Below are 16554 nucleotides of genomic sequence, written 5' to 3'. Positions count from 1 at the left end.
CGCCTAGCCAATGGCCTCTAGCAGCTCGTCGTACCCTTCGATCTTCTTGAATTGAACCTCTGGCGAGACATCGCGGAAATACCTCTCGGCGCTGTCGATGCTTTGCAGCTCAGCCATCCTTAGTTGCTCTGAGCTCGTGTCCGCCTTCGTTTCCGCGACAAAGTAGATTTGTCGCTCTCCAGCAAACTCCAGGGCTATGGCCCAATCCGGATTATAGCTTCCTCCCGGCGTTGGGATCATGAAGCCACGAGGTAGCTTCGCATATACAATGACTTCCTCGGCCGCCTCCAACTCCTGCGCGAAACTACGCTCGTTCTTGGAGTCGACTGCTACGTAGTTGTAGACGTGGTTCGACGCTTCGAGCGCTCCTTCCAACGGTATCTCGTATCTGTCGGTCTCGAAGATTGAAACGTCGTAGGTCTGCCCCGTTTTTTCATAGCGCAGGGACTCGATTGCCAAGGCCACCTTCTGGCGGCGGATCAACTCTGCGGCTTTGCGCAGGAACATTTCCGGGTTCTGGCCGAACATCGCAAAGGTGCTTGCATTGATACCGGTGAGAATGCGCCCTGCCGTTTGCCGGGTAAGCCGCGTTAGAGATGCGAGCTGGCCGATCAAGTCGAAGCGAACTTCGCTTTCGACCGCGTCTTCGTGGTACTCGGACCGCGATCGTTCTTCGCGGAATGCGGAGCGGCTGCGAACGTCCTCTACCCCAATGCCGGTGCTTAGCTCCGCACCTGTCACGATGATCCGTTGGCGGTCCACTGTCAGGTCGCTGTCGAGCCGCGCTATGGCGCTCGCGATCAGTTTTTCGGTATCGAAGTCAGTGAAATAGACCGCCTTCTGGTTGATCCGGTTCCAGAGCTCCAGGAACGCTTCCTTCTCTAGATTTTTCCGGCGCACTTCGGGCATGACCGTTTTGCGCCCATTGCCTGTCATCCGGCGAAGCGCGGTTTCGTCGAATACGGTATCGACCAATGCCACATACTCTGCTGCTTGCTCTTGCAGGGTGTAAGGGAAGCTCGCCCATACAGCCTGGGCTTCGGTTGATGCTTCTTCGATTTTGCCCGATGCTCCTGCGGAAACGGCCTCTGCAATGGTTTCGCGGCTCTCATGCCACTTCGCTGTGATGTGCCGGGCAGGATCGATATAGCGCTCGCCGATCAGCCAGTATTCGAGCTCTGAGGCTTGGGCCTGGGTGACTTCTTGCGGGCCGGTTGGCGTGGTGATCGAGAGGGTCTGGAAATAGGCCGCTGTCGCCTCGCGCTGCCGTCCCTTGAGCGCGTCGGCCATCTCGTCCTGGAGCGCCTTAGCGAAGTCGTCATAGCTCTCGGACGCGATGACGGTGAGGACGTTGATCTGATGCACGACGCTCTTGTCGTCGGTGCGGTGGCCATCAGCGTCGACGCTGATGCGCAGGCCGCGCCCTACTTCTTGCCGCTTGCCGATTTCGTGGTCGGATTGCTTGAGCGTGCAGATCGTGAAGACGTTCGGGTTGTCCCAGCCTTCGCGCAGCGCAGAGTGCGAGAAGATGAAGCGAACCGGCTCGTCGAGTGACAGCAAGCGGCCCTTGTTCTTCAGGATCAAATCGTAGGAGGACTCGTCCTTCGCCTCCCCCTTTTCGTCGCCGGTCTTATTGACCGAGGGGTCGACCAAGCGGCCCTTCTTGTCGATCGAGAAGTAGCCGTCGTGCACCTGCTCCGGGCGGTCTCGCTTTACATAGGTGAGCCACGCCTGGTCGGTCGTGTCGAGCTCCTTTAGCTCATCGAGCGCGCGCTGGTATTCTTCCTCGAACATTTGCGCATAGAGGCCGTTCTCCTTCTCACCGTCCTCACCATAGAGGCGGTACTTCGCTACCTCGTCGATGAAGAACAGCGAGAGGACCTTGATCCCGCGCGCATGCAGCAGCCGCTCACGTTCGAAGTGGGCGAGGATCGTTTCGCGGATTTGCACGCGGCGCACGGCGTTTTCGCTCGTGTCGCCGGTGACGCGGCCTTCCTCCAGCACCTCGCCGTTGGTGAACTCGACCGTTCGCTGCGTCACGTCGATATTGGAGACTGTGTAGCCCGCATATTCGGCCAGTCCGCCGGATTTCTCCTCCAGCTTGTCGCCATCGCGCAGCCAGACAGGCTTGCGCTTCACCTGACCTCCCTTGAGACCATGCTCGATCATCACTCGCGCTTCGGGCTTGCGGCCATCGGTGAAGGTGCGGAAGTTCGAGAGATAGAGGTAGCCGTCGAGCCCCGGCAGACCCTTGGTCGTCACACCCTTCACCTGGATCTTCTTCACCAGCTTGCGGTTGTAGGCGTCTAGCGCGTCGAGCCGATGCACGAGGTTGTAGCGCGTCTTATGCGTCGCCGAAAAACGCAGGGCGAGCGGCGACTGGAAATGCGTCATCGCGCCCTGGGTCTTCGCGCCTTCCATCCGCTGCGGTTCGTCTAGGATCAGGATCGGACGATTGCCAGCGATCACGTCGATTGGACGCCGGCTCTGGAAACTGTCGGGCGTATCGAAAATGATCCGCCCCGCCCCGCGCCCAGTATCGCCGGCGCGCACGTCGGCGGTGAAGGCTTGCGTGTTGATGATCATGCAGTGCAGCCCGCCATCCTCGCTAAACGAGGTGAGCTTGTTGAGCTGGCCGCTGTTGTAAACGAAGTGCCGGATCTTGTGGCCGTAGAGCGAGTGGAACCAGCCCTCAGTATCCTCCAGCGTCTTCTTCACCCCTTCGCGGATCGCGATACTCGGCACGATGATGATGAACTTCGACCAGCCATATTCGGCAAAGAGCCGGTACATGGTGTCGATATAGACATAGGTCTTGCCGGTGCCGGTCTCCATCTCCACATCGAGATTGACCGGCGCGGCCTTGCTGGTCGCCAGCTCGCCGGAGGGCGGGAGGTGCTGCGCCATCTGTACAGCGCGGATATTGCCAAGCAAATTGAGACCGGGAGCGATTGGCGCATTGCGCAGCCCTTCCTCGAACATGCTTGATTGCGCGGCAGCGTCCTTACCGGGATCGATCTGGTACTGTACGCCCTCGATGCGCGGCTGACCGGCAAAGCAATCGACCACGGCCTGTGCAGCCTTGGCCTGGTAATCGAGCGGCTTGAATATCTGCTTGGTCATGCGCTCAGAGCACCCGGACCTGGGTATCGGGCGCGAGTTGCTTGAATCGGCTGTGGACGTTTTCCTTCGTCGCATCGTCGGCAAAGCCATCGTCGCGGAAGAGGACGCGCAAGGGAGCGAGCGCGGCCATCGCGTCGGCGAGTTCGGTATCGATGCCACCCTTTCCGGTGCTTCCGGGCTTGGCGAAACAAGCGATCAGCGCCGCGCCCCTACCTGAATTTGGGCCGCTGCCATCTTCGGGCGCATCGACCAGCCAGACTTTGCGCCCGGCCAGCTCGCGCTGCTCAATCGGCAATGTGATATCGACGCCCCAGCGCAGCAGCGCGCCGAACAGCAAGTCCTCTTCGCTGCGGTCATCCTTGATATGGCTGACCATGCCCGCGAGAGATTCTTGAGATGCTTCTCTTGGCTTCACGCGCGTGTCTAGGAAGTTGCTGCTTTCAATCCGAAAGGCGCGAAAGCCTGTGTCAATTCGCCCAAGAAGGCCCGGATGATCTTCTGCGATCTTCTTTCCGGCTCGCCTTATCCGCTCTTTGGCCAGCGCTGCAATGGTTCTGAAACCGGCAGCGTACTCCTCTGACTCTTCTTCACATGGCTCGTCCAACTGGACCATGATAAACTTCCGCGAGCCTTGGTCTTCGGCGTTGAGCCGCATGACAGCATGGGCGGTTGTTCCAGAGCCCGCGAAGAAATCGACTACAATGGCTTCCTTACTTTGAAGCAGCCTGGCAAGATAGCTGATCAGGCCAGTTGGCTTAGCGAAGCTGAATGGAAGGCCAAGGGATTTTAACTCCTTCGTTCCTTGCGAATTCGGATAGTCATAGATTACGTCTTCCGGGTGGAGTGTTGCTTCCAAGTCTTCGTCATAATAGACTTTAGGATAAATGTTCCATTTCGACTGATTTCCGTTTTCATCGACCAGAGGATTTTTTGCTGAAGCCTCAGTGAAAATGAGCAGATTTTTTTGTTTCAGATAGGTATCTACCGACCACCTCCAGACCTTGTCCGACTTCGATTGCGGTTTGATTTTTGCGCCGTCTTTTTTCTCGGTTGGGAACACGTTCCCGGGCGGAATGATGAGGCTGCCGTCTGGCGCTTCGATAAAATAGCGCTGGTTTGGTCGAGGGTCGAGGGAGGGTTGGTAGAGTGAAGCGCCACTCTTCTTGTATTTCCTGCCGTCTGTCTCCGTGAACTTGTAATCTTTCTCGTCCCGCTCTTTCGGAACGCCGAACTCAGGAAGCATCTCGATGTTCTTCGCGTAGACTAAGACGTAATCCTTTGTTGGTCGGAAATGCGTGCCCTTGTCAGAAGTGCGCTTCGCTACCCGAGGAACCTGACTAACCTGGTTCGCAGCGCCGAATACTTCGTCCAGCACTTGGGCAAGCGCCTTGACTTCGTCATCGCCGATGCTGACGAAAATCACGCCATCATCCGCGAGCAGATTCTTAGCCAATTTTAACCTGGGCAAGATCATGCTCAACCAATCGGAATGAAACCTCCCATTGCTCTCAGGGTTGGCGACCAAACGGCCACCTAGCTCGTCTCTTTGCTCGCTTTCGAGCTCATACTCCTCTCGGTCTGAGGAATAGTCATCATCGTAAATTAGGTCGCTACCCGTGTTGTAAGGCGGGTCGATGTAGATCATCTTGACCTTGCCCAGATAGGTCTCCTGCAACAACTTCAGCGCGTCGAGATTGTCGCCTTCGATGAACAGGTTGCGCGTGGTGTCGAAGTCCACGCTTTCCTCGCGCATCGGGCGCAGCGTCTTGTCGATCGGCGTGTTGGCGGTGAGCAGCGCCTGCCGCTTGCCAGGCCAATCGAGCCGGTACCGTTCCGCCGGGCCTTCGACCAGATAATCGGACAGCGACTGCCGCAGCAGGTCAAAATCGACCATGGGCGCTTCGTCGCGCGATCCTTCCGTCCGGCATTCGGGAAACAATTCGAGCAGCCGCTCGATATTCTGCCGGGTCAGGTCGGGGGTGGAAGCGTCCAGTTTCTCGATCGTCATATTACTCGGTCAGTTCTTTCAGCACGGCCTGGGCCGCGCGCAATTCACGGTTGATCTCGGTCTTTCGGGCAAAGTCCCCCTCGCGGCGCAACTTCAGTTGCAGCCGCTCGACAGCTTTGCCCTGTGTGGCGATCCGGCTCAAGCGTTCCGCCTGCGCACGCAGGGTTTCTCCCCCGCGAGGGCCATGCGGCCAGAGCGACCGGAGCAGCCCGGCATAGAGCCCCTTCAGGCTCGCCGCTTGCGGCAAGGGCGCGCGGGCCTGCGTATCCGAGGCCCAATCTCCATGCCAATGCTCCAAAGTCACGGCCTGTGACTTGTCCGCCTCGCTGCGCCGTTTGTAAGCAGCGGACAGCATCGCCTCGTCCCCATCGGGCGCATGGCGCACCAGTTCGAACACAATCGGATGCGGAACGGCCTTGTCTATATGGGCAAGCACGCGGTCATCAATGCGGTCTCCGCGAAGGGTGAGGCGGAACACCTCGATCTCGTCCACCCCGCCCGCTGGTGGCAAGTTGACACTGCGCTCGAACAGTTTGAACGCCCAATCGATCCGCTCGACCTGCGTGTCGTAAAGTGCGCGGATTGCCTTGCCTCCGCCCGCCTGCCGGAACAGACGATCACGCGGAATGCGACTCTCCACCTTTGCCGCGGGAGGCCAGGCGAACAGAGTGCTCATGCAATGGTGTCGCGCACCACGAGAAAGGCGATCAGCTCGAAGTCGTCGATCCCGGCGACCTCGCCAATTAGCGCTGTGGTCGGCCCGCTGGCAAACAGGCTGTCAATGTCGCGCCCCTGCTTCTCCTCGATCATCGAACGGATCGCATCCGAGAGAAGGTCGGAGTATTTCTCCATCCGCCGCCCGTCCTCGGTCTCCCGATTAAAGGGTTCGTATAGTGCAGGATCGGGCTCGGTCCGATTGCGCGCTGCGGCACGTAGCATATCGAGCGCGTGCTTGGGATCGGTGTGGCGCACGACCGCCTCGCCGTTCTCCTTCACATAGACGAGGTAGAAGGGGTGCAGCCGGTTGTGCTGCTTCAGCTCCGCCTCGGCATCGAGATTGCGCAGGCAGAAGATCACGCCGGGGGGCAGCTTGGGACCAGCCGGAACGATGGCGTGCATCCCGAGCGGTGCATCGTCGAGGCTACCGTTCTCGCGCACCCAGCTGACCAGATCCATGCGGAAATCATTGAGGCCGAGGTCGGTAATGCCGACACCCTGCCGCAGGTCCTCAAGGTCGACAACCTCCTCTTGCATCCGGCGCAGCTGCTCGCGGCGATATTCGACGTCGTTCTCGCGAGCGGTGAGTGGGTTGTCGTCACCCGTCGCGGTGAGGTCGGCAATGACCATACGGCCTTCAACGCGGTCCTTGAGATTGATGTAGTCGTCGAGCTCGATATCGGGCCAGTAGCTGACAAGCTGGATACGTGCATTCTTGCTGCCGATACGATCGACGCGGCCAAAACGCTGGATGATCCGGACCGGATTCCAGTGAATGTCGTAGTTCACCACCATGTCGCAGTCCTGAAGGTTCTGGCCTTCAGAAATACAGTCGGTGGCGATCATGATGTCGATCTCGCGGGTTTCCACTGCGAGCCGCTCGATCTGCGCCTTCTTCTTCGAGACCGGCGAGAAGAGGGTCAGCACGGCGTTGAAGTCGAAGCCGTGACCGAGAGTGGTTTTCGGCCCGCCAGAACCGGTCACCAGCGCGGAATGCCGCCCGTCCTTTTCCGCAATGGGTTTGGCGATTTGTTCGTACAGATATTCAGCCGTGTCGGCGAAGGCAGTGAAGATCAGCAGCTTGCCGTTGCCCTCGTTGATCGGCTCCGCGCGCTTGCGGTGGATGAAATCGATGAGGTGTTGGAGCTTCTCGTCATGCTCCGGCTCGACCCGCTCCATTTCAGCGAGTAGTCCGTCGATTAGCGCGACATCGCCTTCGAGGTCGTGGCGGTAGGATAGCAGGTCCATGTCTTCGAGCGCCACACGTACCTGGCCGCGTTCCAGTTCAGTGGGCACGTCGTCTTCGTCATCGGCGCGCTCGATCTCATAGGCGTAGGCCGATCCGCCTCCACGCTCAAACTGGGCGATCGCCTCAAGCGTTGCGTGGTGAGTAGCCGAAAGCCGGGACAGCGTGAGCCGGAATGCTTGAATCGAGCTCTCCAGCCGCTTGAGCAGGTTCACCCGCATCAGCGCCTTGATTGAACTTTCGCGGTCAGTGCCCTTGAGAACGTTGGTCTCAGTCGCGGTATCGTATTGCGAGTATTTGTCCTTCCGGCTCGGCTGCACGTAGGTCAGCGGCGCATAAACAGCGAGGTTGAGCTTGCTCAGCTCGTCGTAGATTTCGTTGAAGGTTGGGACGCCCGATCTGTCGGTAAGCGCCGGCCGAAAGGTTGCAGGCTTGAGCCGCTCGGGAAAGCCCCCGATTTCCTCGGTATCATAATAAGTCGTGATATGTCGCCGCGACCGCGCGATCGTCACGCTGTCCAGCAGGTCGAAGAATGAAAAATCGAGCCGGTCGAGAATGGCCTGCGGGGTACGCTCTTCGAGCGGCAACTCTTCCCATTCGTTGAAAGCACGCTGGGCCTGCCGGAAAATCTCGTCGATGGTCTGATTGACGCCAAGCTTTTCAGCAAACGCCTTACTGTCACCCTCATAGGCCAGCGCGAGCTGGTTCTTTAGGTCTGCAAAACGGTTGTTCACCGGCGTAGCCGAAAGCATGAGAACCTTGGTTTGCACGCCCGCCCGGATGACTTTGTTCAACAAAGCACGGTAGCGCGTCTCCGCCTCGCCCTGCGCCAGCGTAGCATCGTCGTTCCGGAAATTATGGGACTCGTCGATTACGATGAGGTCGTAATTGCCCCAGTTCACCTGATCGAGCGGCATGCCCATGGAGTGCCCACTCGAACGCAGCAGGTCGGTATGCGCAAGAACATCGTAATTTAGCCGGTCCTCGGCGAGAATATTGGTTGTCAGGTTCTTGTTGTAGGTGTGCCAGTTGTCGGCGAGCTTCTTTGGGCACAGGACAAGGACCGACTTGTTGCGCAGCTCGTAGTATTTGATCACCGCAAGCGCGGTGAAGGTTTTGCCAAGACCAACGCTGTCTGCCAAAATGCAGCCGTTGAAGGTCTCTAACTTGTTGATCAGGCCGAGCGCGGCATCCTGCTGGAACTTGTAAAGCGTGTTCCAGACTTTCGTTTCACGGAACCCTGTCCGATCATTCGGCAACAGGTCTTCGTTAATGTCCTCCAGAAACGTCCGGAAGATAATCGAAAGCATCAGGTGATAGATGCGGGCAGGTGAGTTTTCGGCGTAAACCTGTTCGAGCTGCCGACAGAGCGCATCGGTCACGTCTTGTAGTCGATCAGGTTCCTGCCAGAGTTGGTCAAAGAGACCGGCGTATCGCGCGACTGCGGGTTCGTCCGTGATCTTGTTGATCATGGTCAGGTTGCCAGGCTGGTAACCCAAGTCGGCAGTCGTGAAACCGTGAAGACCCGTGTAAAGCGCACTCGATGTGTCTCCGGTTGCGCAAAGGAATGAAGGTATTGGGTCCTTGGGGTTCGATTTGAACCTGCCTTTTGTGCGTATCCAGTCGGCGCATTGGCGCGCCAAAGCGCGTGTCGTCATCTTGTTTCGAAGCCGTATCTCAAACGGCGTGCCGGCAAGATCTCGACGGTTCATTACCGGTGGAATGATAAACTCGCGATGCTGGCTCTTTCCGGGTCCGTGATCAGTGGCGAATGACGGTCCGGTAAATATAAAGTGGAAACTCTCGACGTGTTGCAGCTGCTTCTCCAGCGAAGCAAAAGCATGAATAGAAAATGAGGCAGCCGCAATTTTGACTGCCTGCTTGTTTCCGAGCTCTGATTGCAGATCATCGCCAAAGAGCGAACTTATGTTGTCCAGTATTTCCATCCGGCCCTTCAAGCGTGAATTCGTCACCTAGGCAACCGACCCTGGTCGGCAATCCATTAAGTTGAGCAATAATTTGCGAAGATATTTTCGCCACGCTGAATTGGGAAGCGACGAGATATGGCGTCGCCCTAGCGCTCGAAAGTGGCTGGTAAATGATAGTGATGCCTTCTGCATTGGGCTCAAGCTTCCATAAGCTTCAGCGCAGCAGCGCTGGCACGGGTCGATAATGCTTCGGCAATCGGCGCAACAGCATCCTCAGGCGGATTGCCGGGCACCTGCACTCCCTTCTCAATTTCCTCCGTCACTGCTTCGGCAAGATCACTTACCCGGCGGCGAATGTACGGGGCACCCAGCCCCGCCTCGTCCGCAAACCTTGCCGTGCTTTCCCAGTCGAATTCTTCGAGTGTCCCCGCGCGGCCAAAGCGCATTGCGAGCTTGGGGGAGAGCTCCTTCCACATGTGCGTGGCCACAAGATCGTAAAGCGGGGCAAGCACTACTTCGCCGTTTTCCCGGCGCAGGAGACTGTAGTTCTTCGCGTGGGCATCGGCATTGCCGATGATGAGATTGAAGATCGCGGCGTCGGCCAGCTTCAGCACTTCGCGCGCTGGCCGCGTCGCTGCGCTGCGCAACAGCGCGAAGCTATCGCGGAAAGTCGGCCCGCCCTCCGCCGCGTATTTGCGGTTTGAGGGAACGCCAAGTGCCTGAGCAAAGTCTTCCTGATGCAGGCGTTTCGTTTTTCCCTCGACCGACATCCGGTCATAGCGTTCGACTAGCAACAACGGTTTTCCCGCGACCTCGCGCCATTCTGCTTTGGCAGCATCGATGCCCACCGCTCGGGCTAAGGCGAGGCAGAAGGCTTCGTTTGCAGCTAATCCGGCAAAGCGATCCGGTTCAGGCTTAATCAGATGCGTGGATGGCTCGCCGGGACGAGGTATCGCAAGGCCTCCATCTGCGGTGACCACCACGGGCAGTTTGCTCTGCGCTCCTGCAAGGCTGAGCCTCGCGCCGCCCTCTCCTACCAGCATTGGCACAGCAGGCAGTCTATCCAACAATTCCGCCAGTTCGTTCTCTCGGAGTGGCTCTGGAGCGGCCTCGGAGCGTTCTTGGATCGGCTCTTCGTCTTTAGGCAGGAATGCGAGAGCACCGGCAACATCTCCGCCCAAGGCTTCAAGCAGCCGGAAAGGATTGTCGGGCGAAACTCCAAGCGCCCGAGCGATAGCGGTGCGCTGGCTTTCTTCGGGTAGCAGTCCGCCAAAGACTGCCTTGCAAGCATGATCTTTAAATGGCTCTTGCTGCTTGGGCATCGCATAGGAAAGCGCCGGGGCCGTTTCATCAGCCAGCCAGTCAGCCGCGTATACGAAATGCATCGCGCCGCCCTTGTCGATCGAGAGTTCGCCTGCCTGGCGCTCGTCCCACCAGACCACCAGCGTATCCAGAATTGGTAGCGTCACTCCGCCTCACCCTTCTTGGGCACATCCGCTCGACCCGCAATCACCATCCCGTCGGGCCCTTTGATCTGCAATTCACATCCCAGTGCTGAAATCACATCGAGAACCTTGCCCATCTGGACAGTGGGTTTTCCCCGCTCCAACTCAACGAGGAAGCGCAAGCCGACGCCGCTTGCAGCAGCCAACTCGTCCTGTCGCAGACCAAGTTCCTTGCGTTCATCGCGAATGATTTGGCCAATAGTGGCAACATTGAGCATGAGCATCACCTTTCCCGAACGGGACATCTACGCTCGTAAATGCTCGATTGCAAGACTATTTTCCCGAACGGGATATTATGCGCTAGAAACACAAGCCCGAGGTAAAAACTTTCCTTAACGGGAAATTTCTACGCATCTCCAAAACTCCGTGACATTGAGCCCTATCTCGCCCAAAGACGCAGCCGAAAATCGCCGTTAAGACAAGCCGGGGGGCCATTGTGGGGGCGAGCCAAGCAGCCTCCGCTCAAACCCATTTAACCACAAGTGGTTGCCCGTCCCCACTTGCCACCTCCGTCTCCGCCATTCCTTTCATTGCCCCCATTGAAGCACCTCGGATCTGCCGGGCCGCGCGTGCCATGCAGAGCTGCGATTTCGGCTCCATGAAGCGATAATCGGATTCCGCCGACGGCAGCGCTGCGATATCGCGCAGCATCGACTATGGCTGCCAGACCGATTCCCCAAACCCGCTCACAGGATGCCGCGATGCCATCGATCCAGACCGACCGCCGGAAGTTTCTCGCCGGGACCGGCGCCGCCTTCGGCGCGCTGCTGGCCAGCGGCTGTACGACGAACAGATTGGTCGCATCGCCCGGTATGGCGAACCTGATGGCGTACGGGCCGCTGATGCCCGATCCCGCAGGCATGCTCGATCTGCCTGCCGGCTTTTCGTACCGCTTGCTGTCGAGCCTCGGCAATCCGATGAGCGATGGCGGGACCGTGCCCGACAAGGCGGACGGGATGGGCTGCTTCGATCTGGGGAACGGCGAGATCGCCCTTGTCCGCAACCACGAACTGGTGCCGGGCGATGGCGCGGGCGGCCCGATCGCCAAGGGCTTCGGCACCCGCGACGGCACGCTCGTTCCGGGCGGGACGACCAATATCGTGCTCGACGCGGCAACGCTGGAAGTGAAGGGGCAATTCCGCACGCTGGGCGGCACGATCCGCAACTGTTCGGGCGGGGTGACGCCGTGGAACACGTGGCTGACCTGCGAGGAATCGCCGACCGGGCCCGGTCAGCGCTATGGCGAAGGGCTGGCCCGCAACCATGGCTGGGTGTTCGAAGTGCCCGCCAACGCCACCGGGTTGGTCGACCCCGTCCCGCTGACCGCGATGGGCCGCTTCAACCACGAGGCCGCTTGCGTCGATCCCGAAACGGGTATGGTCTACCTGACCGAGGATCGCGACGATGGCGTGCTCTACCGGTTCGTCCCCAAAGAGCGCGGCAATCTGCGCGCGGGCGGAAAGCTGCAGGCGATGGTGGTCGACGGCCTCGCCGATACGCGCAACTGGAATGCGCCGACCATGCCGGTGCAACAGCCGTACGAGGCGCGCTGGGTCGACCTCGACGAGGTCGAAGCCCCGCAAGACGACCTGCGGATGCGCGCCGCAGCCAGGGGCGCGGCAATCGTCGCGCGCGGCGAAGGCATCCACATGGGCACCGACGAGCTCTACGTCTGCTCGACCAGCGGCGGGAACAGGAGACTGGGGCAGATTTTCAAGCTGATCCCAGGGCGCGGTCGCCGCCCCGATATGGTCGAGCTGTTTTTCGAGAGCGAAAGCGAAAACCAGTTCAATTTCGGCGACAACCTGACCGTTGCGCCCAATGGCCACCTGATCGTGTGCGAGGATCAGTATACCGACGTGGTCGACAACCACCTGCGCGGGATCACCCCCGATGGCCGTGCCTACGCCTTCGGGCGTCTGACGATGCAGACCGAGCTGGCCGGCGGGTGCTTCTCCCCCGACGGCAAGTGGTTCTTCGTCAACGCATACTCTCCGACGCGCACCGTGGCGATCACCGGACCGTGGGACCGCTTCGTGGCGTGATTCCCAGCGAAACCCTAGGGTGACCTCGCGCCCGTCTTGATCCAGGGCGACACGCGCCGGGGATGTCTGGCGCCGCTATACGCAACCATTCTCCCCCCTCGCTCGTTCAATGGCTTCAACGAGGCCGGAAACGGAGAGGTCATGGCTGCGCGCGCGTATTGGCAGGGACAGATTAGGCTGGCGCTGGTGTCGATCCCGGTGGAGATCTACTCCGCCTCGCAAAGCGGGGCGAAGATCAGCTTTCGCCAGATCCACGAGCCTTCGGGTAAACGCATCTCGTACGAAAAGGTGGTGGAAGGCGTCGGCCCAGTCGATCGCGACGACATCATTCGCGGCTACGAGCTGTCGAAGAACAACTACGTTCTGCTCGAGGACGAGGAGATCGAGGCGGTCAAGGTTGAGAGCAAGAAGACGCTCGAGCTGGTCCAGTTCGTCGACCAGTCGGAGATCGACCCGCTCTATTTCGAAAAACCCTACTACGTCGTCCCCAAGGACGATCTGGCGGAGGAAGCCTTCATCGTGCTGCGCGAGGCGCTGCGCAAGGCGAAGAAGACCGCGCTGGGCCAGTTATCGGTGCGCGGGCAGGAAAAGCTGGTGGCGATCAAGCCGTGCGGCAAGGGCATGCTACTCGAAACGCTGCGCTATGCCGACGAGGTGCGCGAGGGGCAGAAGTTCTTCGGCGGGATCGGCGACGACAAGCCGGAGGAGGAGCTGCTCGACCTCGCCAGCACGCTGATCGAGAAGAAGTCCGCGCCCTTCGACGCGAGCGAGTTCGAAGATCGCTACGCCGAAGCGCTGCACAAGCTGATCGAGAAGAAGGCTAAGACCAAGGGCAACAAGAAGATCATCGAGGATGTCGAGGAGCCTTCCGGCGACGGCGGCAACGTGATCGACCTGATGGCCGCGTTGAAGAAGTCGGTCGATGGTGAGAAGCCGAAGAAAGCCTCGAGCGGCAAAAAGAAGAAGAGCGCGTAGGCGATGGAGCTGAACCCTCCCCTTTCGCTCGCCGCGCTGGATATCGACCTGTTCTTGCGGCTCGCTGTCGCAGCCGGGCTCGGCCTGCTGCTGGGGCTCGACCGCGAGCTTCGCGGGCATGCGGCAGGCCTGCGCACGCATGGGCTGATCTGCTTTGCCAGTTCCGCAATGACGGTGTCGGCGCTGGCGCTCTTCTACCAGCTGGACGGCGCGCGCGTCGATCCGCTGCGCGTGTTCGAGGCCGCAGCGGCCTTCCTCGGCATTATCGGTGCAGGGCTGGTGGTATTCGCCAAGGGCTCGGTCAAGAACGTCACCACCGCGGTGCACCTGTGGCTGACCGCGGTGATCGGGATCGCCTGTGGCGCGGCGCTGTGGCCGGTCGTGACGATCGCCGGAGCGGGGGCGCTGATTCTGCTCGTGATCCTCAACCTGGTCGAGGATCGCGCCTTTCCCGATACGGAGGCGAATACCGAATGAGCGCCAAGGACTCCCTCGCCGAATACAATTCCAAACGCGATTTTACCCGCACCAAGGAGCCTGTGGGCAAGGCGGGCAAAAGCGGCAAGGACCGCATCTTCATGGTCCAGAAGCACGACGCAACGCGCCTGCACTGGGACCTGCGGCTGGAAGCCGACGGCGTCCTTAAAAGCTGGGCGGTGACCAAGGGCCCCTCGCCCGACCCGGACATCAAACGGCTTGCGGTACGGACCGAAGATCATCCGATGGACTACGCGACCTTCGAGGGCACCATCCCGGCGGACGAATATGGCGGCGGCACGGTGATGCTGTGGGACCGCGGCACCTGGCACCCCATCGAGGGCAAGAGTTCAGACGATATCGAGAAAGGCCACCTGCACTTCGTTCTCGAGGGCGAGCGGATGAAGGGCGAATGGCTGCTGATCCGCATGAAGCCCAAGAAAGGCGAAAAGCGCGAGAACTGGCTGCTGCGCAAGCTGGACGACGAATACGCGCAGGAGGGCGATGCGCTGGTCGAACAGGCTCTGACCAGCGTCGATACCGGACGCTCGATGGCCGAAATCGCCGCAGGGCGCGAACCCGACGAGGCGACCGGAGGAGACGAGGCGGTCGAACCGCTCGCAAAGATGAAGAATGCCCGCCGGAGCAAGAAGGCAGGCAAGCCGCCGCAATTCGGCAAGCCACAGCTCGCCACGCTGGTCGACGATGTGCCGACGGGCAATGGCTGGATGCACGAGATCAAGTTCGACGGCTATCGCGCGCTTATCGCGGTCTCGGGCGAAGACGTCACAGTGTGGACGCGCAACCAGAAGGACTGGACCGACAAGTTCGGCCCGCTGGTTGATGCGATCGCCGCACTCGACCTGCCGCCTGCCCTGATCGACGGCGAGATCGTCGCGCTCGACAAGAACGGCAACCCCGATTTCTCGACCCTGCAATCGGTGCTGAAACGCGGGCATGGCGCGCAAGGCCCGAAGGACAAGCTCGCCTTCTTCGCTTTCGATCTGCTCGAGGTCGATGGAGAAGACCTGACCGGCCACACAAATATCGAACGTAAGGAACACCTCGAAGCGCTGCTGCGCGATGCGGAGCCGCCCATCCATGTCGCAGACCACATCATCGGCGCGGGCGAAAAACTCTACGCGCAGATGTGCAAGGCCGGACAGGAAGGGATCATCGCCAAGCGCATCGACGCGCCCTACCGCCACAGCCGGACCAAGAGCTGGGTGAAGGTGAAGTGCGTCCAGCGGCAGGAATTCATCATCGTCGGCTGGTCCGAAAGCTCGGCCAAGGCGCGGCCTTTCGCGTCTCTTTTGCTTGCCACGAAAGATGGCGACAATCTGATCTATCGCGGCAAGGTCGGCACCGGGTTCGACAGCGATGACCTCGACCGGCTTGGCAGCAAGCTCGATCGACTGGAGCGCAAGACACCGCCGCTCGACGTGCCCAAGGCCGACGCACGCAAGGCGCACTGGGTCACTCCGAATCTGGTGGCGGAGGTCGCCTATGCCGAACTGACGGCGGAGGGTCGCGTGCGCCACGGGAGCTTCCTCGGCCTGCGGCAGGACAAGGACGCAGGAGATGTCGGTAGCGAGCGCAAGAGCGCCGCCCCCTCCCCCACCGCGAGCGTGAAAATATCCAGCGGCGACCGGGTGATCTTTCCCGACAGCGGAGAGACCAAGGGCGACCTCGCCGACTATTACGAGGGGATTGCCCCCATCATGCTGCCCTTCGCCGCGACGCGCCCGCTCAGCCTCGTGCGCTGTCCGCAGGGGCGCGCGAAGAAGTGCTTTTTCCAGAAGCACGATAATGGCGGTTTCGGCGATGGCGTGAAGGCGGTCCCGATCAAGGAGAAGGATGGCGGGACGGAAGATTACCTCTTCGTCGAGGATGCGCGCGGCCTGCTTCAGTGCGTGCAGATGGGCACGATCGAATTCCACGGTTGGTGCGCCCGCACCGGCGCGGTCGAGAAGCCCGAGCGGATGGTGTTCGATCTCGATCCCGACGAAGGGCTGGACTTTGCCGATGTCCGCAAGGCAGCGATGGACCTGCGCAAGCATCTTGCCGACATCGGCCTCACCAGCTTTGCAATGGTCACCGGTGGCAAGGGGGTGCACGTTGTCGTGCCGCTGACGCCCGGACATTCGTGGGATGCGCACAAGAGCTTCGCCGAGCGCTTCGCCAAGGCGCTGGCGCAGGCCGAGCCCGATCGCTTCACCGCCACGATGAGCAAGGAAAAGCGCAAGGGGCGCATATTTATAGACTGGTTGCGCAACCAGCGCGGCAGCACGGCGGTAATGCCCTACTCGGCACGCGCACGGGAGAATGCCCCGGTGGCAGCGCCGGTCGCATGGAACGAGCTTGCGGACCTGAAAGACGCGCACGGTTTCACCATTTCGGATGCGAAGAAACTGCTCGACCGCGCAGGCTCCAGATCGCTGTCCGGTTGGGGCTTCGCGGACCAGCACCTGCCCGACGTCTGACACCCTGACGTGACGCGCCGCAGCCCGCGTCGAGCGGACAAACGACA

General features: G+C 60.2%; 10 protein-coding genes. 4 read left to right on the top strand and 6 right to left on the bottom strand.

Annotated elements, in window-relative coordinates:
• Positions 1-3 precede the first annotated feature (3 nt).
• The 6 genes from AAG591_RS10035 to AAG591_RS10010 all read right to left on the bottom strand — a co-directional run bounded on the left by AAG591_RS10035 (position 4) and on the right by AAG591_RS10010 (position 10772).
• A complete protein-coding gene (locus AAG591_RS10035) occupies positions 4-3123 on the bottom strand; it encodes a restriction endonuclease (RefSeq protein WP_342531079.1) in 3120 nt (1039 codons plus the stop codon).
• A gap of 4 nt (positions 3124-3127) precedes the next feature.
• Complete coding sequence (locus AAG591_RS10030) at positions 3128-5131, bottom strand: site-specific DNA-methyltransferase (RefSeq protein ID WP_342531078.1); 2004 nt, start codon at positions 5129-5131, stop codon at positions 3128-3130.
• Position 5132: 1 nt separating this feature from the next.
• Positions 5133-5807, bottom strand: a complete 675-nt coding sequence (locus AAG591_RS10025; protein WP_342531076.1) for a DUF4391 domain-containing protein — start codon at positions 5805-5807, stop codon at positions 5133-5135.
• Positions 5804-9040, bottom strand: coding sequence for a helicase-related protein (locus AAG591_RS10020; RefSeq protein WP_342531075.1), 3237 nt, complete (start codon positions 9038-9040; stop codon positions 5804-5806). The genes AAG591_RS10025 and AAG591_RS10020 overlap by 4 nt, the downstream gene beginning before the upstream one ends.
• 179 nt (positions 9041-9219) lie before the next feature.
• Complete coding sequence (locus AAG591_RS10015) at positions 9220-10491, bottom strand: type II toxin-antitoxin system HipA family toxin (protein WP_034951895.1); 1272 nt, start codon at positions 10489-10491, stop codon at positions 9220-9222.
• A complete protein-coding gene (locus AAG591_RS10010) occupies positions 10488-10772 on the bottom strand; it encodes a helix-turn-helix transcriptional regulator (protein WP_425341648.1) in 285 nt (94 codons plus the stop codon). The genes AAG591_RS10015 and AAG591_RS10010 overlap by 4 nt, the downstream gene beginning before the upstream one ends.
• A gap of 456 nt (positions 10773-11228) precedes the next feature.
• On the opposite strand from AAG591_RS10010, the gene AAG591_RS10005 reads away from it, so the two are divergent.
• The 4 genes from AAG591_RS10005 to ligD all read left to right on the top strand — a co-directional run bounded on the left by AAG591_RS10005 (position 11229) and on the right by ligD (position 16507).
• Positions 11229-12572 carry an alkaline phosphatase PhoX gene (locus AAG591_RS10005; RefSeq protein ID WP_342531074.1) on the top strand — a complete coding sequence of 448 codons (1344 nt, stop codon included), beginning with the start codon at positions 11229-11231 and terminating at the stop codon, positions 12570-12572.
• 141 nt (positions 12573-12713) lie between these two features.
• Positions 12714-13547, top strand: a complete 834-nt coding sequence (gene ku, locus AAG591_RS10000) for a non-homologous end joining protein Ku (protein ID WP_342531073.1) — start codon at positions 12714-12716, stop codon at positions 13545-13547.
• A gap of 3 nt (positions 13548-13550) precedes the next feature.
• Positions 13551-14024 carry an MgtC/SapB family protein gene (locus tag AAG591_RS09995; RefSeq protein WP_342531072.1) on the top strand — a complete coding sequence of 158 codons (474 nt, stop codon included), beginning with the start codon at positions 13551-13553 and terminating at the stop codon, positions 14022-14024.
• On the top strand, positions 14021-16507 hold the full coding sequence (gene ligD / locus AAG591_RS09990; RefSeq protein WP_342531071.1) for a DNA ligase D: 2487 nt from the start codon (positions 14021-14023) through the stop codon (positions 16505-16507). Before AAG591_RS09995 ends, ligD begins: the two co-directional genes overlap by 4 nt.
• Positions 16508-16554 lie beyond the last annotated feature (47 nt).

It is taken from the genome of Citromicrobium bathyomarinum (assembly GCF_038594485.1).
In the GTDB taxonomy this organism is placed as follows: Bacteria; Pseudomonadota; Alphaproteobacteria; order Sphingomonadales; family Sphingomonadaceae; genus Alteriqipengyuania; species Alteriqipengyuania bathyomarina_A.
This window is presented reverse-complemented; position numbering and strand designations above follow the sequence as displayed.

What these genes read in the sequence shown, in the direction of transcription:
- AAG591_RS10025 (WP_342531076.1), bottom strand. Translation starts at nt 5,807, where the DNA reads ATGAGCACTCTGTTCGCCTGGCCTCCCGCGGCAAAGGTGGAGAGTCGC.
- AAG591_RS10010 (WP_425341648.1), bottom strand. Translation starts at nt 10,772, where the DNA reads ATGTCCCGTTCGGGAAAGGTGATGCTCATGCTCAATGTTGCCACTATT.
- AAG591_RS09995 (WP_342531072.1), top strand. Translation starts at nt 13,551, where the DNA reads ATGGAGCTGAACCCTCCCCTTTCGCTCGCCGCGCTGGATATCGACCTG.
- AAG591_RS10005 (WP_342531074.1), top strand. Translation starts at nt 11,229, where the DNA reads ATGCCATCGATCCAGACCGACCGCCGGAAGTTTCTCGCCGGGACCGGC.
- AAG591_RS10030 (WP_342531078.1), bottom strand. Translation starts at nt 5,131, where the DNA reads ATGACGATCGAGAAACTGGACGCTTCCACCCCCGACCTGACCCGGCAG.
- ku (WP_342531073.1), top strand. Translation starts at nt 12,714, where the DNA reads ATGGCTGCGCGCGCGTATTGGCAGGGACAGATTAGGCTGGCGCTGGTG.
- AAG591_RS10035 (WP_342531079.1), bottom strand. Translation starts at nt 3,123, where the DNA reads ATGACCAAGCAGATATTCAAGCCGCTCGATTACCAGGCCAAGGCTGCA.
- ligD (WP_342531071.1), top strand. Translation starts at nt 14,021, where the DNA reads ATGAGCGCCAAGGACTCCCTCGCCGAATACAATTCCAAACGCGATTTT.
- AAG591_RS10020 (WP_342531075.1), bottom strand. Translation starts at nt 9,040, where the DNA reads ATGGAAATACTGGACAACATAAGTTCGCTCTTTGGCGATGATCTGCAA.